20 protein-coding genes are annotated in these 20,304 nt (G+C 72.7%); 9 read left to right on the top strand and 11 right to left on the bottom strand.

All coding sequences use genetic code 11. The features are described 5' to 3' along the window. Positions 1-43: 43 nt before the first annotated feature. From ACFYPR_RS10635 to ACFYPR_RS10650, 4 genes are all read left to right on the top strand, one after another. Positions 44-880, top strand: coding sequence for a cytochrome c (locus ACFYPR_RS10635; RefSeq protein WP_354861559.1), 837 nt, complete (start codon positions 44-46; stop codon positions 878-880). A 64-nt stretch (positions 881-944) separates the two neighbouring features. Further along, positions 945-2,033 carry a Rieske 2Fe-2S domain-containing protein gene (locus ACFYPR_RS10640; protein WP_354861557.1) on the top strand — a complete coding sequence of 363 codons (1,089 nt, stop codon included), beginning with the start codon at positions 945-947 and terminating at the stop codon, positions 2,031-2,033. After that, positions 2,030-3,661, top strand: coding sequence for a cytochrome b N-terminal domain-containing protein (locus ACFYPR_RS10645; RefSeq protein ID WP_387180098.1), 1,632 nt, complete (start codon positions 2,030-2,032; stop codon positions 3,659-3,661). The genes ACFYPR_RS10640 and ACFYPR_RS10645 overlap by 4 nt, the downstream gene beginning before the upstream one ends. 195 nt (positions 3,662-3,856) lie before the next feature. Continuing rightward, positions 3,857-4,534, top strand: a complete 678-nt coding sequence (locus ACFYPR_RS10650) for a DUF4142 domain-containing protein (protein ID WP_354861553.1) — start codon at positions 3,857-3,859, stop codon at positions 4,532-4,534. An 86-nt stretch (positions 4,535-4,620) separates the two neighbouring features. Here ACFYPR_RS10650 and ACFYPR_RS10655 read toward each other — a convergent pair whose 3' ends face one another. The 5 genes from ACFYPR_RS10655 to ACFYPR_RS10675 all read right to left on the bottom strand — a co-directional run bounded on the left by ACFYPR_RS10655 (position 4,621) and on the right by ACFYPR_RS10675 (position 10,337). Then, complete coding sequence (locus ACFYPR_RS10655; protein WP_007463184.1) at positions 4,621-4,908, bottom strand: Lrp/AsnC family transcriptional regulator; 288 nt, start codon at positions 4,906-4,908, stop codon at positions 4,621-4,623. Between the two features lie 293 nt (positions 4,909-5,201). Continuing rightward, positions 5,202-6,068 (bottom strand): sugar phosphate nucleotidyltransferase, encoded by an 867-nt coding sequence (locus ACFYPR_RS10660; RefSeq protein WP_387180094.1) that lies wholly within the window; start codon positions 6,066-6,068, stop codon positions 5,202-5,204. Beyond that, complete coding sequence (locus ACFYPR_RS10665; RefSeq protein WP_387259562.1) at positions 6,065-6,607, bottom strand: NUDIX hydrolase; 543 nt, start codon at positions 6,605-6,607, stop codon at positions 6,065-6,067. Before ACFYPR_RS10665 ends, ACFYPR_RS10660 begins: the two co-directional genes overlap by 4 nt. Before the next feature lie 53 nt (positions 6,608-6,660). Further along, the gene (locus ACFYPR_RS10670) at positions 6,661-8,454 is read right to left on the bottom strand and encodes an HD domain-containing protein (RefSeq protein ID WP_354861576.1); all 1,794 of its coding nucleotides are present in this window, start codon (positions 8,452-8,454) and stop codon (positions 6,661-6,663) included. A gap of 128 nt (positions 8,455-8,582) precedes the next feature. Next, the gene (locus ACFYPR_RS10675) at positions 8,583-10,337 is read right to left on the bottom strand and encodes a DEDD exonuclease domain-containing protein (RefSeq protein ID WP_387259564.1); all 1,755 of its coding nucleotides are present in this window, start codon (positions 10,335-10,337) and stop codon (positions 8,583-8,585) included. A gap of 127 nt (positions 10,338-10,464) precedes the next feature. Between ACFYPR_RS10675 and ACFYPR_RS10680 the strand changes: the two genes are divergently transcribed. Continuing rightward, positions 10,465-11,895, top strand: a complete 1,431-nt coding sequence (locus ACFYPR_RS10680) for an NYN domain-containing protein (protein WP_355066907.1) — start codon at positions 10,465-10,467, stop codon at positions 11,893-11,895. 137 nt (positions 11,896-12,032) lie between these two features. Next, positions 12,033-12,446 carry a hypothetical protein gene (locus ACFYPR_RS10685; protein WP_354858179.1) on the top strand — a complete coding sequence of 138 codons (414 nt, stop codon included), beginning with the start codon at positions 12,033-12,035 and terminating at the stop codon, positions 12,444-12,446. A 49-nt stretch (positions 12,447-12,495) separates the two neighbouring features. On the opposite strand, the gene ACFYPR_RS10690 is transcribed toward ACFYPR_RS10685, so the two are convergent. Both ACFYPR_RS10690 and ACFYPR_RS10695 read right to left on the bottom strand, forming a co-directional pair. Next, positions 12,496-12,828 (bottom strand): hypothetical protein, encoded by a 333-nt coding sequence (locus ACFYPR_RS10690; protein ID WP_355066906.1) that lies wholly within the window; start codon positions 12,826-12,828, stop codon positions 12,496-12,498. A 22-nt stretch (positions 12,829-12,850) separates the two neighbouring features. After that, on the bottom strand, positions 12,851-13,243 hold the full coding sequence (locus ACFYPR_RS10695; protein WP_354858182.1) for a hypothetical protein: 393 nt from the start codon (positions 13,241-13,243) through the stop codon (positions 12,851-12,853). A 398-nt stretch (positions 13,244-13,641) separates the two neighbouring features. Here ACFYPR_RS10695 and ACFYPR_RS10700 point away from each other — a divergent pair, with 398 nt between their 5' ends. The 3 genes from ACFYPR_RS10700 (at position 13,642) to ACFYPR_RS10710 (ending at position 16,374) form a co-directional block, all read left to right on the top strand. Beyond that, the gene (locus ACFYPR_RS10700) at positions 13,642-13,857 is read left to right on the top strand and encodes a hypothetical protein (protein WP_355134945.1); all 216 of its coding nucleotides are present in this window, start codon (positions 13,642-13,644) and stop codon (positions 13,855-13,857) included. 136 nt (positions 13,858-13,993) lie between these two features. Then, the gene (locus ACFYPR_RS10705) at positions 13,994-15,253 is read left to right on the top strand and encodes a M48 family metallopeptidase (RefSeq protein WP_355066905.1); all 1,260 of its coding nucleotides are present in this window, start codon (positions 13,994-13,996) and stop codon (positions 15,251-15,253) included. Next, positions 15,250-16,374, top strand: coding sequence for a glycosyltransferase family 4 protein (locus tag ACFYPR_RS10710; RefSeq protein ID WP_354858187.1), 1,125 nt, complete (start codon positions 15,250-15,252; stop codon positions 16,372-16,374). Before ACFYPR_RS10705 ends, ACFYPR_RS10710 begins: the two co-directional genes overlap by 4 nt. A gap of 13 nt (positions 16,375-16,387) precedes the next feature. On the opposite strand, the gene ACFYPR_RS10715 is transcribed toward ACFYPR_RS10710, so the two are convergent. From ACFYPR_RS10715 to ACFYPR_RS10730, 4 genes are all read right to left on the bottom strand, one after another. Beyond that, positions 16,388-17,056, bottom strand: a complete 669-nt coding sequence (locus ACFYPR_RS10715) for a lysophospholipid acyltransferase family protein (protein ID WP_363939242.1) — start codon at positions 17,054-17,056, stop codon at positions 16,388-16,390. A gap of 13 nt (positions 17,057-17,069) precedes the next feature. Beyond that, entirely contained in the window at positions 17,070-17,654 is a 585-nt protein-coding gene (locus ACFYPR_RS10720; RefSeq protein WP_354858191.1) for a TetR/AcrR family transcriptional regulator, read from the bottom strand. 52 nt (positions 17,655-17,706) lie between these two features. After that, positions 17,707-19,365, bottom strand: a complete 1,659-nt coding sequence (locus tag ACFYPR_RS10725) for an EAL domain-containing protein (RefSeq protein WP_354858261.1) — start codon at positions 19,363-19,365, stop codon at positions 17,707-17,709. Between the two features lie 79 nt (positions 19,366-19,444). After that, a complete protein-coding gene (locus ACFYPR_RS10730; protein ID WP_354858194.1) occupies positions 19,445-20,254 on the bottom strand; it encodes an SAM-dependent methyltransferase in 810 nt (269 codons plus the stop codon). Positions 20,255-20,304: the final 50 nt, after the last annotated feature.

The following is a 20,304-nucleotide window of genomic DNA, read 5'->3' on the forward strand; positions in this document are numbered from 1 at the left end:
TCCGTCCCCTGAGACAAGGTCCAACCGGTTAAGGACACAGCTCATGACTTCTGACAACGACCGCCGACGCGGCCTGCTCGCGCGGTTGCGCGGGCGGCCCGCCGCGCGCAGCAGGGGCCGCCGCCGGCTGGGCGCCGCGGTCCGGCTGTTCGCCGCGCTGATGCTCGCCGGCGGCGCCTACACCGTCTTCGCCCCCGGTGCCCAGGCGCAGGACAATCCGCCGCTGACCGGCGCCGCGGCCGAGGGCAAGGCGCTGTTCGACGTTAGCTGTGTGACCTGCCACGGACGCAACGCCCAGGGCGTCGAGGGCCGCGGGCCGAGCCTGATCGGCGTCGGCGCGGCCTCGGTCGAGTTCCAGGTCAGCTCGGGCCGTATGCCGCTGGCCCGCCAGGAGGCCCAGGCGCACCGCAAGCCGCCGGTCTTCACCGACGAGCAGACCCGTCAGCTCGGCCAGTACATCCAGGAGCTGGGTGGCGGCCCGATCGTCCCGGAGGGTGACGACCTCCGCGAGAACGGCAACGTCGCGGCCGGCGGGGAGCTCTTCCGGATCAACTGCTCGCAGTGCCACGCCTTCGGCGGTGGCGGTGGCGCGCTCTCGTCCGGCAAGTTCGCCCCGAGCCTGCACCCGGCGACCGACCGGCAGATCTACGCGGCGATGCTGAGCGGCCCGCAGAACATGCCGGTGTTCGGTGACAACCAGATCACGCCGGAGCAGAAGGCCGACATCATCGCCTACATCCAGGAGACGCTGAAGACCGACCAGGACCCGGGCGGGTTCAACCTCGGCCGGTACGGGCCGTCCACCGAGGGCCTGGCGATCTTCCTGGTTGGCATTGTGGCGCTCGTGTTCGCTAGCCTGTGGATTGCGGGTAAGTCGTGACCGAGCGGATCTTCAGATTCAGTGCCGTGGTGCCGCTCGGCGCCACCCGTAGCGAGGTGACGGCATGAGCACGCACACCGAGCACCAGGCCCCGCAGGGCCAGGAGCCGCTCGACGTGAACGACCCCCGGCTGACCCGGTTCGACATCGTCCGTGAGGGCGCGCGTCGGGACGACATCGAGATCGTGCACTACGAGCCGCAGGTGCTGCCCGGCACCAAGGCCGAGCGTCGGCTGACCCGGGTGGTGGCCGGCTTCTTCCTGATCACCGGCCTGGCGGCGACCGCGTTCCTGGCCATCTACATCTGGTGGCCGTGGCAGTACGCGCCGGGCCGCGGCGGCGACAAGTTCTACACCCCGCTGCTGGGCGCCACCCTCGGCATCGCGCTGCTCGCCGTCGGCTTCGGCATCCTGACCTGGGGCAAGAAGTTGCTGCCCAAGGAGGTCTCGATCCAGGACCGGCACGAGGGCGCGGTGGACGCCGACGGTCGCACCATCACCGGCCAGACCATGCTCTACATGGCCGACGAGCTGGGTGTGAAGCGTCGTCCCCTGCTCGGCATCTCGCTGCTGGCCGGTCTCGCGCCGGTCGCCGCGGTCGCGGCGGCGCCGCTGGTCGGCGGTCTGATCTCGCAGCCGCACAAGAACAACCAGATGTTCACCACCGGGTTCGCCACCGCCGAGGGCGGCGAGCGGATCCGCCTCGTCCGCGAGGACGGCCGCCCGGTTCGCCCGGCGGACATCAGCACCGGTGGTCAGCTGACGGTCTTCCCGGGCATCGAGCACGGTGTGAGCAACCGGCACGCCGACTCGCCGACGCTGCTGATCCACCTGCGTGACTCGGACGCGCAGGAGTCGCGCCGGGCCAACGAGCGGGTCGGCCACGGCGACTACATGTGGGGCAACTACGCGGCGTTCTCCAAGATCTGCACGCACGCCGGCTGCCCCGCGAGTCTGTTCGAGCAGCAGACCAACCGGCTGCTCTGCCCGTGCCACCAGTCCCAGTTCCTGATCACCGACAACGCCCGGCCCGTCTTCGGCCCCGCCAGCCGGCGGCTGCCGCAGCTGCCGATCGAGGTGGACTCCGAGGGCTTCTTCGTGGCGAAGTCCGACTACACCGAGACCGTCGGGCCTGATTTCTGGGAGCGGCCATGAAGCGTCGAAAGTTTGACCTGGCAGCCACGCCGGGCAAGGCCGCGGTGGGGGTGGACGACCGCTTCCAGGTGGCGACCCCGCTCCGTCGGCTGCTGAACAAGGTCTTCCCGGACCACTGGTCGTTCCTGCTGGGCGAGATCGCGCTGTTCTCGTTCGTCGTGCTGCTCCTGACCGGTGTGTTCCTCACCTTCTTCTACGAGCCGGCGATGACCGAGGTGGTCTACGACGGCAGTTACGCGCCGTTGCAGGGCACGCCGATGTCCGCCGCGTACGCCTCCAGCCTGGACCTGTCGTTCGACGTCCGCGGCGGCCTGGTGATGCGGCAGATGCACCACTGGGCGGCGCTGCTGTTCATGGCCGCGATCGTCGTGCACATGCTGCGGGTGTTCTTCACCGGCGCATTCCGCAAGCCGCGCGAGACCAACTGGATCATCGGCTCGCTGCTGTTCTGGGTCGGCTTCCTGGCCGGCTTCACCGGCTACTCGCTGCCGGACGACGGTCTGTCCGGCACCGGCCTGCGGATCGCCTCGGCGATCATGCTGTCCATCCCGGTGATCGGCTCCTGGCTCACGTCGTCGATCTTCGGTGGCGAGTTCCCCGGCACGATCATCATCAGCCGGTTCTTCATCGCCCACGTCCTGCTGATCCCGGGTCTGCTGCTCGCGCTGATCAGCGCCCACCTGGGCCTGGTCTTCAAGCAGAAGCACACCCAGTGGCCCGGCCCCGGCCGGACCAACGGCAACGTGGTCGGCGAGCGGATGTTCCCCCGCTACGCGCTGAAGCAGGGCGGCTTCTTCATGGTCGTCTTCGGCGTCATCGCGCTGCTGGGCGGTCTGTTCCAGATCAACCCGATCTGGCTGTTCGGCCCGTACGAGGCCTGGGTGGTCTCGGCCGCCAGCCAGCCCGACTGGTACGTCATGTTCCTCGACGGCTCGACCCGACTCATGCCGGCCTGGGAAATCAACATCCCGATCGGCGACCACTACGTCATCCCGCCGTTGTTCTGGCCGACGGTCGTGCTGCCCGGCATCCTGGTCGGCCTGTCGACGATGTACCCGTTCCTGGAGGCCCGGCACCTCAAGGACCGCAAGAGCCACAACCTGCTCCAGCGGCCCCGCGACGTTCCGGCCCGTACGGCCGTCGGCGCCATGGCCGTCTCCTTCTACGTCGTCTTGACGCTCTCGGGCGCCAACGACGTGATCGCCGACAAGTTCCAGATCAGCCTGAACGCGATGACCTGGGCGGGCCGGGTCGGCCTGCTGGTGGTCCCGCCGCTGGCGTACTACGTCACCTACCGGCTCTGCCTGGGTCTGCAGCAGCACGACCGGGAGGTGCTCGCGCACGGCGTGGAGACCGGCATCATCCGGCGCCTGCCGGACGGCCGGTTCGTCGAGGTGCACCAGCCGCTCAGCGCGGCGAACGGGCACGCGGACGGCCACGGTGAGCTGGACTACGTCGGCTGGGTGGTGCCGAAGAAGATGAACCGGCTCGGGGCCCTCGGCCCGGCGGTCCGGGGCTTCTTCTACCCGATCGAGAAGCCGGTCGAGGCGCCGGTCTCGCCGGGTCACCCGCCGGTCGAGCCCCGGCCCGAGCGCGCGGAGATCGGCAGCGGCGAGAGCCGCCACTGACCTCCCGACAGCACCGTCACGTGGCGCCCGCCGGACTTCCGGCGGGCGCCACGTCGTTGTCGGTGTCCCGTCGCCCATCCGAGCAGGAGTCGGACGGCCACGGCGGGACCGGTCGACCCCGCGCGTCGGGCGATCGCAGGAATAACCCCCGTGAGCCGGGTATCCGTGCGGTCCAACGTCTCAAGGGGGGGAAGCATGTTGGGTCTCAAACGCCTCGGCCTGTTGGCCGCGCTGGTGCTGGTAGGCGTCGCGCCGGCTGCGGCCGCGCAGGCCGCGGCACAGCCGTCGACGCAGGACACCCAGTATCTGCAGGCGCTGCACCAGGTGAACCTGTTCGAGATCACCGCCGGTGACCTGGCTCAGCAGAAGGGCCAGAACCAGGGGGTCAAGGACCTGGGCGCGATGTTCAAGACCGACCACACCCAGCTGGACCAGACGGTGCAGCAGACCGCGTCCCAGCTCAAGGTCGAACTGCCGAACGAGCCCACGACCGACCAGCAGGCGGTCATCGACAAGCTGAACAACGTCAGCGGCGCGGAGTTCGACCGGCTCTGGGTGACCAGTGAGCTGGCCGGTCACGTCCAGGCCATCCAGGCCACCCAGACGGAGATCTCGCAGGGCTCCGAGCAGTCGGTGGTCCAGTTGGCTCAGACCGCCCTGCCGACGCTGCAGACGCACTACGACGAGCTGGTCCAGCTCGCCAACCAGTTGGGCATCCCGGTCCCGCAGGCCAGCGCCAGCGGTACGCCCAGCCCGGGTACCTCGTCGCAGGCTCCGGGTGGCACCACCGAGTCGCCCGCTCCGGGTGGCATCACCGAGTCCCCGGAACCGGGCCTCGGCACCACCGAGCGGCCCGCGCCCAGCGAAAGCTGACGTAGCGGCAGCAGACGGCCGGTCCACCCGCACGGGTGGACCGGCCGCGCCGCGTCCGGCGTCGGCCGTGCACGCGGCCCGGCGGGTCAGTCGGCGTCGGCGAGGCCGATCGCGAACGTCTCCTCAAGGTCGAGCTGGGAGTACGCCCGGAACGCGATGTGCGACTCCGTGTTCAGCACACCCGGCACCTTGGAGATGCTGCCCGCGATGACCTGTGCGATCTGGTCGAACTCGCGGACCCGGACGATGGCGATGAGGTCGACGTGCCCGGCCACCGAGTAGACCTCGCTGACGCCGGTGACATTGGCGAGGGTCTCCGCCACCTCGGGGATCGCGTCGGTGGCGCAGTCGATCAGCACGATCGCGGTGATCACGGGGCAATTCTCCGTTCGTCGGCGTCGTTGCCCATGCTAGATGTTCCCGACGGGACCGGGGTCGGGTGCACCCGGCACCCGTCCTCGCGAGGCCGTCCTCCCGCGCCCGTCCTCCCGCGCCCGTCGCCGTTGCCCGGTGTCGGGTGCCCGGCGCTGTCGCCATCAGCCGTCGCTTCAGGTATGCCCACAGCTTGGGCAGGCGTGTCGCCAACGAGCGGTATACCTGTGAGTCATATTTATGACCCACAGGTATACCGCTAACACGAATCATCCCGCCGACGCGCCGACGCGGGTCAGCCGTGCTGGGCGGCTTGGACGGTGCCGGCGTCCCCGAACCGGATCGCGTCGTGCAGCCGTTCGCCGCTGCGCACGAGGGCGCCGGGCCAGACCACGGTGCGGCGCACGTCGCCGTCGACCCGTGCGCCCGCGCCGACCACCGACTCCACGCAGCGCCCGGTCACCGTGGCGGCCGGGTCGACCAGCACGTCGCCGCTCGCGGCGTGCAGGTTGGCCGCCAGGTAGTCGGCGGGGGTGCCGGTGTCGTAGAAGGTGCCCGGGTAGGGCACCACCTCCAGCGCGCCGGCCGCCTCGGCCGGCCGCCACACCGCGCGTACCAGGTCGGAGAAGACCACCGGCAGGTCGCGGACCAGCCGCCACGGCAGCAGCGAGAACCCCGTGAAGCAGTGCCCGGCGAAGGTGCCGGGCGCCCTCGGGTCGGCGGCGGGCTGCCCGAGCAGGCGTACGGACTCCCCGTCCCAGCCGTCCAACAGCGCGGCCACGTCGGGGCCCGGGGGAGTGGCCGGGTCGGCCAGGTACGCGTCGGCGTTGCCGACCAGCACCGGCCGGCCGCCGATCCAGTCCCGCAGGTTGGCCACCCCACCGGCGGTGCCGAGCGGGTCACCGGGCTCCACCGACAGGTGGGCGCGATCGCCGACGTGCGCGACCACCTGGTCGGCGAGGTAGCAGGCGTTCACCGCGACGCGTGCGGGGCCGCTCAGGCCGAGGCCGGCCAGGCGGGCCAGCGCCCGGTCCAGCAGTGCCACGTTGCCGACCGGGCAGAGCGCCTTGGGCACCCGTGCGGTGAGCGGGCGCAGCCGGGTGCCCTCACCCGCGGCGAGCACGACCGCGCAGAGGTCCGCCGGCCCGCCCGCTTCGCTCACGGCGCGGTGTCGGGCACCGGAGGCGGGAACTTCCCGGCCAGCGGCCCGATGTCGTAGTAGGCGAGCAGCCGGGCCGTCGGCCAGGTCAGCTTGGGCAGGTCGTCCAGCGGATGCCAGGCGGCCTCGAAGACCTCCGCGCCGTCGACCGCCAGTTCGGTGCTGGACGCCGGCACCTCGGTCTCGAAGACCATGTCCACCCAGCCCTTGGCGTGCACGATCGCGTTCGGCACCGCCGGGCGCAGCCGGGACGGTGGCAGCCGGATGCCGGACTCCTCGAACAGTTCGCGGACCGCGCCCACGACCGGAGGCTCGGCCCGGTTGAGCAGGCCGGCGGGCAGCGACCAGCCCTTGCCGGGGGGCTGGCGCAGCATCAGCAGTCGGCCCGCGCCCGTCGCCTCGGAGTCACGGACCAGGGTGACCGCCCCGACGATGTACTTGGGCACGGCCAGCTTGACCAGGCGACGGCGCACCGGCAGCGGCAATCGGTAGAAGGCCTGGTAGAAGATGGCCCGACCGGTGGCGCGGGAACGGGGGATCATGACCCCAGGCTAGTGGTCACGAATGTCCTTCGGACGCGCTGGGGCCGGGCGGGTCACTGTCGATGGTCGACCAGGTCGATGAGCTGGCGTACCACGGTGTCCGGTTCGATCACCCGGTCGAAGACCGCGACCAGCAGGGTCTCCAGGTCGGGATAGCCCAGCTCCTCGGAGAGCCGCAGCAGCGGCAGGTCGCTGGCGAGGCCGCGGTTGTGCTGGCGCAGGGCGAGCCCGATGGTGGCCCGACCGAGGCGGACCTTGTCGCTGATCGTGATGCCCGGCTCGGTGTGCTCGGCGAACCACCTGTTGATCTGCATCTGCGCGTGCGGCGACTTGACGAAGCCCAGCCACTCCTTGCGCGGGCCGCGTGGCGCTACGCCGGCCTCGAAGCCGTTGTCGCCGTCGTTCTCGGTGAAGATCTCCACCACGTCGCCCTCGTCCAGCTCCGAGCTCAGCGGCGCGAGCCGGCCGTTGATCCGGGCGGCGAGGCAGTGGTCGCCCCGCTGGCTGCCCAGCTCGTACGCCAGGTCGACAGGTGTGGCGCCGGCCGGCAGCACCACCTGACGCCCGTCGGCGAAGACCTGGATCTGGCCCTCGGCGAGGTCGCAGCGCAGCGACTCGTAGAACTGTGCCGGGTCGGCGGCGTCCGGCTCCCAGTCGAGCACGCGGCGCAGCCAGTCCAACTGCTCGGCCCGGGCCGCCGCGCTGCCGCTGCCCGAGCGCGGGAAGCGGAAGTCGGCGGCGATGCCGTACTCGGCCGAGCGGTGCATCTCCTCGGTGCGGATCAGCACCTCCACCGTGCGGTCCTGCGGGCCGCAGACGCTTGTGTGCAGCGAGCGGTAGAGGTTGTTCTTCGGTGAGGCGATGAAGTCCTTGAAACGGCCCGGGATCGGCCGCCACGTCCCGTGGATCGCGCCCAGCGCGGCGTAACAGTCGGTGGCCGGGCCGTCGACCACCACCGAGATGCGGGGCAGGTCGTACGGGGCGGTGTGGCCGCCGGCGATGGTGTCCTTCCAGATCGAGTAGAGGTGCCGGGGGCGCGGGCTCACCTCGGCGTCGACCCGGCTGCGGCGCAGCGCCACCCGGGCCCGTGTCACCACCGCGTCGAGGTAGGAGTCCCAGCCGGGCCGATCGTGCACGTGCCGGGCCAGCCGGGCGTGCTCCTCGGGCTCCAGGTGCAGCAGCACCACGTCGTCCAGCTCGCGCTTGAGGGTCTGGATGCCCAGCCGGTCGCAGAGCGGGACCAGCACCTCCTGGGTCTTGCGGGCGATCCGTTCCCGGGACGCCGCGGAGCGCACTCCGAGCGTGCGCATGTTGTGCAGCCGGTCGGCCAGCTTGATGATCAGCACCCGGACGTCCTTGGCGGCCGCGACGATCATCTTGCGGATCGTCTCCGCCTCGGCGGCCTTGCCGTAGAACGCCTTGTCGAACTTCGTCACCCCGTCGACCAGGTGGGCCACCTCGCCGCCGAAGTCCTCCGACAGCGCCTGGAGCGTGTAGCGGGTGTCCTCGACCGTGTCGTGCAGCAGCGCCGCCACCAGGGTCGTGGTGTCCATGCCCAGCTCGGCGCAGATCTGCGCCACCGCGAGGGGGTGGGTGATGTACGGTTCCCCGCTCTTGCGGAACTGGCCGCGGTGCATGTTCTCCGCGATCGTGTACGCCCGGCGCAGCACGGCGGGGTCGGTGCCCGCGTGGATGCCCCGATGGGTGCGGACCAGGTGCGTGACCGGGTCGGAGTCGGTGGTCGGCCAGGTCAGCAACGACCGCAGTCGGCGGGTCAGGGGCAGCTCACCAGACCGGGTCGGCAGGGCGCCCCCCAGGGCGGCGCCGTGTCCGGCGTCGACGTCCACGAGGGACACCTCCTCACCCCGGCTCCGCGACCGCCGGACCGGGCGATCGGGAGCAGGCCCACGAAACGGGCAGGACTGCACTTCTCTAACAGCCTAAGGGAGTCGACGTAGTCCGATCGGTCAGTTGGTCATGAGCGTTCGGTCGAGAGTTGGTGCGACGCCCCGCTCTCGGCCTTCGCCAGCAGGTCACGGAAGCGGCCCGCCCCGCCCGCCGGCGAGGACCAACCGGACGACATCTCGACTAGCCGGGTCTCCGGCCGCTCCAACCAGGACAGGATGCGCTCGGATTCCTCCGCCGTGGCCGACGGCACCGGGCCGTGCCCGCCCGACACCGTCTCGGCGGTGGCGCGGATGGCGTTCAGCGTGGGTCGCGGGTGGACGCCGGGCGGGGACACCCCGGCTCCGGCCAGGCGACCGTGCCGGACCAGGGCCAGCTCCCAGCCGCCCCGGGCGGCCGGTCGGGCGGCGGCCAGCTCCACGATCCCGGTCAGCGCCGCCAGCCGCTGCATCCGCACGGTGGCGCGCAGCACCGCGGCCAGCCGGGACCGCACCACGGCGGCCTCCTCGTAGCGCTGGTCGGCCGCGAGCACGTCGATCCGGGCCAGCAGCGCGTCCACCACCGGTTGCGGGTCGCTGGCGGTCGCGGTGCGGAACGGCCCGGCTGCTCTGTCGTCGTACTCCTCTGGAGTGATCTTGTGTTCGCAGGGCGCCGGGCAGCGACCCAGCTCGGCCAGCGCGCAGGCCGGCGTGACGGTGCGCAGCGAGAGCCGGTGCGTGCACTGGCGCAGCGGCACCGCGTCGTGGAAGCCGGCGGCGGCCAGCTCGGCGGCCCGCCGGGAGGTGAAGGGCCCGAGGTAGGCGGTGTCCGTGGGGGACAGATCCCGCACGATCGACAACCGGGGGTACGGCCCGTCGGTCAGCTTGAGCCAAACCATCCGCTCCGGGTATTTCGACCGCCTGTTGTACGGCGGGGCGTGCGCGGCGATCAACCGCAGCTCGCGGACCTCCGCCTCCAGCGAGTGGGCGCACTCCACCGCCTCGACCCGCTCGGCCGCGCCCAACATCTCGGAGATCCGGGCGCGCTTCTCACCGGCGGTGAAGTAGCTGCGCACCCGGGTGGCGATGTCGCCCGAGGTGCCGACGTAGAGCGGCCGGTCGTCGGCGGCCCGGAAGATGTAGACCCCCGGCACCTTGGGCAGCCCCTCGGCCAGGTGGCGCTTGCGGCGCTGCGTCGGGGTGACCGCGCGGGCGAACTCGATGGCGTCGCCGACGGTGTCCACCCGGTGCCCGCCGAGCCGGCCGATCAGACCGTGCAGCACGTCGACGGTGGCCTTCGCGTCGTCGAGCGCCCGGTGGGTGGGCTGGGTGGCGGTGCGGAAGTAGGCGGCAAGGGTGCCCAGCTTGCGGTTGGGCACCTCGTCGCGGGTCAGCACCCGCCGGGCCAACGCCGCCGTGTCCAGCACGCGCGGGTTGGGCCAGCGGTGCCCGTGCTTCGCGCAGGCGGCCTTGAGGAACCCCACGTCGTACGGGGCGTTGTGGGCGACCAGCACCGCGTCGGCGATGAACTCCAGGAAGCTGGGCAGCACCTGCTCGATCGGCGGCGCCGGCACCAGCATGGCCTGGGTGATCCCGGTCAGCACGGTGATGAACGGCGGAATCGGCTGCCCCGGGTTGACCAGGGTGGCCAGCTCGCCCAGCTGCTCGCCACCGCGCACCTTGACCGCGCCGATCTCGGTGATGCCGCCGCCGTCGGGCGCGCCGCCGGTGGTCTCCAGGTCGACCACCACGAAGGTCGTCGCGTACAGCGGCAGGGCCGGGTCCACCCCGCCCACCGCCGGGTCGAGACCGGCCAGTGACTCCTGGACGTACTCCGCCTGTGCCATCGGCGGCACGCTAGCGCCCCGGTCCGACACTCCCGTCGCAGCCGTCCCAGCAGTCACCATGGGGCTAGGATGAGAGATCGGCTCACTCACCGGGCGGTGGGCCCGGTCGCGGTGGGAGACTTGCCACATGCCCCTCACCGAGCCGTACGACGACCACCTCCCGCAGGAGGATCCGGTCGGGGGCGGCGGTGCCGTGGGCGACCCGGACAGCAGTGACACACCTGCCGATTCGGGTGCCGATCCGGCGGTCGAGCCGGAGCCGACGCTGCCCGAGCCGGTCCGGCAGCGGATCGTGGCGCTGACCGCCACCGTGCTGCCCACCCTGCCCGCCGACGAGGTGCCGGTGCCGCTGCGCCGGGTGGCCAAGTTCGCCCCCAACCGACGGGCCCGGCTCGGCACCCCGGCCATCGCCGCCCAGCTCACCGCCGACCCGCTGTTTCGGCAAAGGGTCACCGCCCGGGTGCTTGCCGACGCCGGTGACCTCGGCGCGGCCGTGGTCGAGGGCACCGCGCCGGCCGCCGCCGACCCGGTCGAGGTGGCCGCGCTGGCCTACCTGGCCCGACCCCGCGGCTGGCGGGAGCTGATCGACGCCAGCGGCGCCGCGGTCCGCGCCGAGGCGGACAGCGCCGTCGTCGCCGAGCTGGTCCGTGAGGCCGAGCAGCGGGCCACCCGCGCCGAACACGACCGGGCGGTGGCCCGGGTCGAGGCCGAGAAGCTCCGCGACGAGCTGGCGCGGGTCCGCGAGGAGCTGGGCCAGCTCCGCGAGGAGTCCCGTCAACTGGCCCGTACCCTGCGCGAGACGCAGGCCCGTGAGCGCAAGGCCAGCGAACTCCTGGCCACCGAACGCGGCCGGGCCGCACGCGCCAGCGCCGACGTGGACGCCGAACTGCGCCGCGCCCGCGCCCGGCTCGCCGAGGCCGAGGCCGCCGCCGGGGTGGCCCGGGCCAGCGCCAAGGAGGCGCGTTCGGTCGACGACGCCCGCCTCTGGCTGCTGCTGGAGACCATCGGTCAGGCCGCCGTCGGGCTGCGCCGGGAGCTGGCGCTCGACCCGGTGGACAAGCTCCCCGCCGACTTCGTCGCCGACGCGTTCGCCGAGCAGCCGGGCACCGCCCCGGCCGGCCCGGCCGCCCGTGCCCGCGACACCGACGACCCGGCCCGACTGGACCAGCTGCTCGCCCTGCCCCGGGCGCACCTCGTGGTGGACGGCTACAACGTCACCAAGCGCGGCTTCGGCGAGATGTCGTTGGAGCAGCAGCGCAAGCGCCTCATCACCGGGCTGGGCGGGATCGCCGCGCAGACCGGCGACGAGGTCACCGTCGTGTTCGACGGCGCCGAACGGATGCACGGGCTGCCGCCCGCGCCCCGCGGCGTCCGGGTGCTCTTCTCCCGCAAGGGGGAGACCGCCGACGAGCTGATCCGCCGCCTGGTCCGCGCCGAGCCGGCGGGCCGCCCGGTCGTCGTGATCTCGTCCGACCGCGAGGTCGCCGACGGCGTACGCCGGCACGGCGCGTACCCGCTGGGCGCCGACTCGCTGTTGCGCCGCCTCGCCCGCTCCTGACCGCGCGCCCGGGCCGAGCTGTCGGGCCGAGCTGTCGGGGCGGGCAAGAATACGGCGAGGTTCCTGCAGGTTCGGTCGGCGACGGTGTCCGCATCCGCCCGGCACCGTCGGGCACCGGACAAAGGCAGGCGAACGGTATGAGAAAAAGACTGCTGGGCACCATCCTCGGCACGGTTGTCACACTGGCGGCGCTCCTCGTCGCCCCGGGACCGGCCCTGGCGGCCTCGGGTGGCGGCTGCACCGGGGCCTACCCGATCAGCTCGTGCATCTCGTACCAGGGTTCCAACCAGACCGTGGTGGGTGACTTCTACATGAACGCCACACCGGACCAGTCCCGGTGCACGGCGTACCTGCAGTTGCGGACCACGAACAACGGCAACACCTCCTGGATCTACTACGACCTCAACCGGACCGGCCGATTCGGGCCGATCAGCCGCAACGTCAACGTGATGAACAACTTCAAGGGCTCCGCCGTGGCGGTGGTCGAGGTCTACACGTGCAGCGGAACGTTGCACGGCATCTTCACCAGCCCTCGGGTGTACTACCCGTGACGTACGGATCCGGCCGCTGGTGCGTCAGCGCCAGCGGCCGGATCGCGTGTCAGCCGCAGCGGGAGACGGCGGGGTTCGGGTCGTGGCCGGTGTACATGTAGTCACCGGCGAGCATGCCGTTCGCGCTGCCGTAGAACGCGTTGTACCAGACGGTGTCGCCGTTGACCGACGATCCGGTCGCCCAGCAGTTCAGGTAGACCGACTGGCCCTTGGGGATCGTGAGGATGACCGAGCACTGCGAGTTGTTCAGCCACTGGCAGTAGCGCAGGTTCAGGTCCGTCTTCGTCTGGAAGTAGCCGCCGGCGAACGCCGGTGTGGCGACCAGGCCGACCGCTGCGGTCACCGTGACGGCGCACGCGGCCAGGAGACGTCGTGGATTCATGTCTTCAACCTCCGGCGAGCGGTCAGTAGGAGCAGTACGGGGAGTCCATGATGTCGAGGGCCACCGCGTAGCCGTACGGCTCGAGGTAGGCCAGCTCGCCCGGGGAGACGCACACCCAGTCGCCGTTGGAGTAGAAGATCTTCGCGCCGTCGTCGTTGCGGCTGTTGTAGACCCAGTCCGCGCCCCTGCTCCGGGACCCGAGGGTCTGGTAGTAGTTGTCCTGGAACGACGCGGTCGGCGGGGCGCCGTCGTACGGGTTCCCGGTCACCCAGAAGCAGACGCGGGGGTAGTTGCAGCCGAGCGCCGAGGTGGCCTGCGCCGGCGTGGCGACGAGCCCGCCCGCGGCCGTCGCGGTGGCCGCGAGGAGCGCGACGGCCGAGAGCCGGGAGCGTGTGGTCGAGGATGGTCCGCGCATTCGAATCCTCCGATGGATCAACGTGGACGGCCGGTTGCACCCGGCCCGGCAGGTGCGTCGGTGGACCCTCGTCGGGCGGTGGATCGGCCGTACCGCAACGATCGCAGCGGCCCCGGTCGAGGGAACAGGCGCTTGACCGGCAGTTGACCGGCGATTGGATCGACGACGATCGGGGGCCCGTGGGCTACCGCGGCACCTTGATCGACACGAGGTCGGCGATGTCGGGGTGTCCGGCCGGCCGGGATACCCCGATTTCGCTGATCTGGAGTCGATCTAGCCCTCAACGGGGCGGTGCGGGCGGTTCTGTCGTACCCGGTGGATAGCGTCGATGTGACCGACGGTGCTCGGGCGACGACGACAGGGCGTCGACCGCGCATCGCCAGCGATCAGGAGGCGTGATGCTCATCGACTGCGACGGGTGCGCGAAACGGGCCGACGGCTGTGCCGGCTGCCCGCTGACCGCCCTGTTCGACGAGACGTCCCCGGCGGCCGGGCTGGTCGCCGCCGAGGTCGAGGCCATCGAGGTGCTCGCCCGGGCCGGCTTCGACGTCGAGGTGCTGGCCGCGCCCGCGCGGCCCGACGTCGCCGCACGCCGGGTCCGCCGGGTGGCCTGAGTTCCCGCACGGCCGTCCGCGTCGCCGGAGCGCGACACCGCGGGCGAAGCGGGCTTTTCGCGGGCCATAGGATGGGCGGTCACGGCGGGAGGAGCGGCGGGATGAACGGGGTACGACGCGAGCACGGCGGGCCCCGGTGACCCCGCGCGGTTGGGCGTTGCTGACGCTGGCCGGATTGACGGTGGCCCTGCTGGTGACCGCCGCGCTGTTCATTCCCTGGCACCGGCCACCGGCGCCCCGCGCCGACCAGCTCGCCGCGCTGCGCGATCTCCCGGCGGAGCAGGTGGCCAAGGGGCGTGCGTTCCGTGCCGCGCTGCGCCCCGGGAGCTACGCCGCGCTCGCCGTCGGGCTGCTGATCGCCGTCGCGCTCGGCCTCACCCCGCTGGGCAGCCGCCTGGTCGAGCTGGTGGGCCGGCCGTTCGGCGGGCACTGGATCGCGCGGGCGGTGCTCGGCGGTCTCGCCGTGGTGCTCGTCGCCGACCTGCTCACCCTCCCGTTCTCCGCGTGGCGCCAGAGCGTGCTGACCCGCTACGGGCTGAGCACCAACGGATGGAGTGGCTGGGCCGTCGACCTGCTCAAGTCGTACGCGGTCAGCGCCGTGATCGGCGCGGTGGCGCTGTTCGGCTTCTACGCGGTCATCCGGTTCGCGCCGCGCTGGTGGTGGGCGTTCGGCGCGGCGGGCGCGGCCCTGCTGGTGGTGCTGCTCTCGTTCGTGCTGCCGGTGCTGGTGGAGCCGGTGTTCAACAAGTTCACCCCCATGGAGCAGGGTCCGCTGCGCACCGAGCTGATGAGCATGGCCGCCCGCGACGGGGTGCCGGTGCGCGACGTGCTGGTCGCCGACGCCTCGCGGCGCACCAGGGCGGTCAACGCGTACGTCTCCGGCCTCGGGCCGACCCGCCGGGTGGTCGTCTACGACACGCTGCTGAGCGAGGCCACCCCCGCCGAGGTGACCGCCGTGGTGGCGCACGAGTTGGGGCACGCGAAGGACTCCGACGTGGCGGTGGGCACGCTGACCGGGGCGCTGGGCGCCGCCGCCGCCGTGGTGGCGCTCTACCTGCTCGGCTCGTGGGGGCTGCTGCTGCGGTTGGCCGGCGTCGACTCGGTGGCCGATCCACGCGCGTTCCCGCTGCTGATCGCCCTGGTCACGGTGGCCGGCCTGGTCGCCACCCCGGTGCAGGCGCTGATGTCGCGGCGGGTGGAGGCGCGAGCCGACGCGCACGCGCTCGCGCTCACCCGCGACCCGGTGGCCTTCGAGTCGATGCAGCGCCGCCTCGGCTCGGTCAACCTCGGCGACCCCGATCCGCCGCGCTGGGAATACCTCTACTCGGCCTCGCATCCGTCCACCGTGGAGCGGATGGCCGCCGCCCGCGCGTACGCCCGGGAGGCTGGCCGATGAGCCGCACGCTGCTGATCACCAACGACTTTCCGCCCCGTCCGGGCGGCATCCAGTCCTTCGTGCACAACCTCGCCGTGCGTCAGCCGGCCGGGTCGGTGGTCGTGTACGCGTCGAGCTGGCGCGGCGCCGCGAAGTTCGACGCCGACCAGCCGTTCGAGGTGATCCGCGAGCGCACCCGGGTGCTGCTGCCCACCCCGCTGATCGCCCGCCGGGCGGCCCGCCTCGCCCGCGCGTACGACTGCGACACGGTGTGGTTCGGCGCGGCGGCCCCGCTGGGGTTGCTCGCCGGCGGCCTGCGCCGCCGGGCGGGCGTACGCCGGGTGGTGGCGCAGACCCACGGCCACGAGGTCGGCTGGGCGGCGCTGGCGGCTGCCCGGCCGGCGCTGCGGCGCATCGGTCGGGGTGTCGACGTGACCACCTACCTCGGCGAGTACACCCGCGTCCGGCTGGCCCGCGTGCTGGACGGGGTGACCGACCTGCGCCGGCTGGCGCCCGGGGTGGACGTGGACACCTACCACCCGACGGTGGACGGTGAGCCGGTCCGGGCCCGGTTGGGGCTGACCGACCGGCCGGTGGTGGTGTGCGTGTCCCGACTGGTGCCGCGCAAGGGTCAGGACATGCTGATCCGGGCGCTGCCGGAGATCCGCCGCCGGGTGCCCGACGCGGCGCTGCTGATCGTCGGCGGCGGTCCGTACCGGGCGACCCTGGAGAAGCTGGCCCGGCAGATGGGCGTCGAGCGGGACGTGGTGTTCACCGGTTCGGTGCCGGCGGCCGCGCTGCCGGCGCACTACGCGGCCGGCGACGTCTACGCGATGCCCTGCCGCACCCGCAACCGCGGCCTGGACGTGGAGGGGCTGGGCATCGTCTACCTGGAGGCGTCCGCGACCGGTCTGCCGGTGGTGGCTGGGGACTCCGGCGGCGCCCCGGACGCCGTCCGTGAGGGCGAGACCGGGTACGTGGTCCGTGGCCGGGACGTCGCCCAGCTCGCCGACCGGGTCGCCCGACTGCTCGCCGACCGGGATCTGGCCCGCCAGCTCGGCGCGGCCGGCCGGGCGTGGGTGGAGCGGGAGTGGCGCTGGGAGGCGCAGGCACAGCGGATGGCGGCTCTGCTCGCCGGCTGACCGCCGCCCGTGTTCAGGTGCGGGCCGGCCGGGGCGGGGCGTAGCGGGGCACGTACTCCTGGTCGGTGAGCCGTTGGATCGCGGCCATCACCTCGTCGGTGATCATCCGGATGTCGCGGGGCCCGGTGATGCGCCCGGCGACCGGAATCGGCGGACCGAACCGCAGGGTGACCGGGTGTCGGCGGGGCAGCCGCGCGTCGACCGGCAGGACCTCGGCGGTGCCGAGCACACCGACCGGGATGATCGGCACCTCGGCGTCGCGGGCGAGCCGGGTCATGCCGACCCGACCCCGGTAGAGCCGCCCGTCCGGGGACCGGGTGCCCTCCGGGTAGATGGCGACGAGACCGCCGGCGCGCAGCACCGGCACGGCCGCGTCGAGGGCCGTGAGGGCGGCCCGGCCGCCGGCGCGCTCGACCCGGATGGCGCCCATGCCGGAGACGATCCGCCGGCTGAGCCAGCCGCTCGGGCCTCGGCCGGTGAAGTACTCGGCCTTGGCCCAGAAGGTGACGTGGCGCGGCGTCAGGCAGCCGAGGAACACCTCGTCGGCGACGGACAGGTGGTTGCCGGCGAGGATGGCGCCGCCGTGGCGGGGCAGATGCTCCAGCCCTTCCACGCGGGGCCGCCAGCCCAGCCGCAGGGTGGTGCCGACGGTCAGTTTGCCGATGTCGTACAGCAGGGGCACGTCTTCTCCCGGTTCAGTGCGGCGCGGGGCCGAGGTGCGCGTCGAGCGCGGCCCGCAGGAGGGTGTCGTCGTCGGTGACGCCGGTGGCCAGCGGCAGGCTGCCCCAGGCCCAGAGCTGGGCGATGCCGTGCAGGTTGGCCCAGAGCGCGCCGGCCAGCACCGGGGCGGGCGCGTCGGTCGGCTGGCGTGCCTGGGCGACCAGGTCGACCAGGAGGGTGAACAGCGGCAGGCTCGTCTCGCGCAGCCGCAGACGGCCGCTGGCCAGCAGGTCGTGGCGGAACATCAGCTCGAACATGCCGTGGTGCGCCGCGGCGAAGTCCAGGTACGTCCGGGCCAGCGCGACCAGGCGGGTACGCGGGTCCGGGCCGGCCGCGCGCAGCGTCTCCTCGACGCGGGCGGTGAGGTCGGCGAAGCCCTCCCGGGCGATGGCGGAGAGCAGGTCGACGTGGGTGGGGAAGTAGCGGCGCGGCGCGCCGTGCGAGACGCCCGCCCGGCGGGCGATCTCCCGCAGTGACACCGCCGACTGGCCCTCGCGCAGCACGAGGTCCACCCCGGCGGCCACCAGTCGGGCCCGCAGGCCCGCCTCCCCCTCGCTCATAGACAGTGTCTACCAGGCGGGCGTAGACGCTGTCTACTGGTGGTGCGGGGGTTCAGCGGATGCGGGCCAGGATGCGGTCGGCGGGGGCCGGCCGGCCGAAATGCCAGCCCTGGGCGGCGTCGCAGCCGATCGCCCGCAGCCGCTCGGCCTGCCCGGCGGTCTCCACCCCCTCGGCGGTCACCGTCAGGTCCAGCGCGTGTGCCAGCGACACCAGCGAGGCGAGGATCCGCTCGTCGGTACGCCCCACCGCCGGCGAGCGCAGGCCGGCCACGAACTCCCCGGCCACCTTCAGCTCGGTGACGGGCAGGTCCCGCAGGTACGCCAGGTTGCTGTAGCCGGTGCCGAAGTCGTCGATGGCGATGCGTACCCCGAGATCGGCCAGCACCCGCAGCGCGCGCACGGGCTCCTTGGCGCTGCTCATCATCGTGCTCTCGGTGATCTCCAACTGGAGTCGCTCGGGCGGCAGGCCGGTCTGGCGCAGCAGCGCCCGGACCTCCTGCACCAGGCCGGGCCGGTGCACCTGCCGGACCGCCAGGTTGACGCTCACGAACGGTGCCTGGACGCCCTCCGCCGACCACGCCTCCGCCTCCCGGCACGCCTCGGCCAGCACCCACCCACCCAGTTGCACGATCAGGCCGGTCTCCTCGGCCAGCGCGATGAAGCTGTCCGGCCGCAGGACGCCCAGCTCCGGATGGCGCCAGCGGACCAGCGCCTCCACGCCGAGCAGCCGGCCGTCGCGCAGCGAGGTCAGGGGTTGGTAGTCGAGGTAGAACTCGCCCCGCTCCAGCGCGGCCGGGATGGCCGCCGAGAGGGCGTAGCGGGCCAGCTCACGGCGGTTGCGCTCGGCGTCGTAGAGCGCCCAGCGCGCCCCGCCGGCCGACTTCGCCCAGTGCAGGGTGCTGTCGGCCGCCCGCATCAGGTCGCTGGGGGTGGCCCCGGCCACCTGCCGCTCGACGATGCCGATGCTCGCCGTGACCTGGAGTTCGTGCCCGTCGACCACCGCCGGTGTGCGGACCGCGGCCAGGGCGCTCTCGGCCACCTCCACCACGGCGTCGGTGCCGCTGGCGCCCTCCACCAGGATGACGAACTCGTCGCCGCCGAGGCGGGCCACCAGATGTTCACCGAGGGCCTGGCGCAGCCGCTCGGCCACCGTGGTCAGCAGCCGGTCGCCCACCTGGTGCCCCAGGCTGTCGTTGACGACCTTGAAGCGGTCCAGGTCGAGGAAGCACACCCCCATGCGCTGGGCGCCCCGGCCCGGCTCGTTGAGGGCGGCGGTGAGTCGTTCGGTGAACAGCGTCCGGTTGGGCAGGCCGGTGAGCGGGTCGTGGGTGGCCTGGTGGCGGAACCGGGCCTCGCTGGCCCGCAGCGCCCGCTCGGCCTGCGTCCGGGCCATCATGGCGGCCCGGCGGATCGACTCCTGCTCGTCGAGCGTCCGGTCGCGCAGCGCGCGGGCGTAGCCGGTCGCCACGGCGGCCAGCAGCCGCGCCATCCGGTCCTCGACGTCCTCGGCCACCAGTCCCAGGTCCCGTACGAGCCGGAGCTGGATGACCTCGACCGTACGACCCAGCCCCTCCGCGGACGCGATGTGCGCGGCGACCAACTCGGCGCCGACCCGGTGCCCGGCCCGCAGGTCGAACGGCTCGGCGAGCAGCGCGCCGGCCAACTGCCCGGTGAGCCGGTGCAGCAGGGCCTCGAGCTGAGCCTGGGTCATCGGCAGGTAGCTCGTGCCGGAGACCGCCTTGGCCCACGCGCGGGCGAAGGTGCCCGGGCGGGTGGCCTTCCCGGGCGACTCAGTCACCGAGTCGTCCGACGCCGCCCATGAAGACCGCGCGCTCGGCGTCCTCCGCGCTCTCCGGGGTGTCCGGTCGCCACTGTGGCACCCAGACGACGCCCGGGTCGACCAGCTCGAACCCGTCGAAGAGCGCGGTCAGCTCGGCCCGGTTACGAATCCAGAGCGGGCTGTCGGTACGCCGGTAGACCCGCTCGGCCTCGGCGCGCTCGTCCTCGCTGCGCCCGTCGTCGCTGGCCTGCGACAGCACCAGGTAGCTGCCGGGCGCCAACGCGTCGCGCAGCGTCGCCAGCAGCTCCGCCGGACGGTCGTCGTCGGAGACGAAGTGCAGGACGGCCACGATCATCACGGCCACCGGCTGGCTCAGGTCGAGCAGCTTGCGGACGTCGGGGTGCGCCAGGATCCGCTCCGGGTGCCGCAGGTCCTCCTGTACGACCACCGCGCGGTCGTTGCCAGCCAGGATCTCCCGGCTGTGCGCCACCGCGACCGGATCGACGTCCACATAGACCACCCGCGACTCCGGGTCGATGCGCTGGGCGATCTCGTGCACGTTGCCGACTGTGGGAATGCCCGAGCCGATGTCGAGGAACTGTCGGACGCCGGCCTCGGCGAGGTGGTGGACCGCTCGGCGCAGGAACGCCCGGTTGGCCTGCGCCATCAGCGGCGCCTCCGGGACGGCGGCCACCATCGCCTGCGCGGCGGCCCGGTCGGCGGCGAAGTTGTGCGATCCGCCGAGGTAGTAGTCGTACATCCGCGCGACGCTCGGGCGCTCGATGTCGATGGTGTCGGGTGCCCAGTCCGGCCGCTGCATGCGCTCAACCCCTTGAGTCCGCGACGCGGGCGTCGTCGCCCGCGCGGGTA

The organism is Micromonospora sp. NPDC005254 (assembly GCF_042872525.1).
GTDB lineage: Bacteria > Actinomycetota > Actinomycetes > Mycobacteriales > Micromonosporaceae > Micromonospora.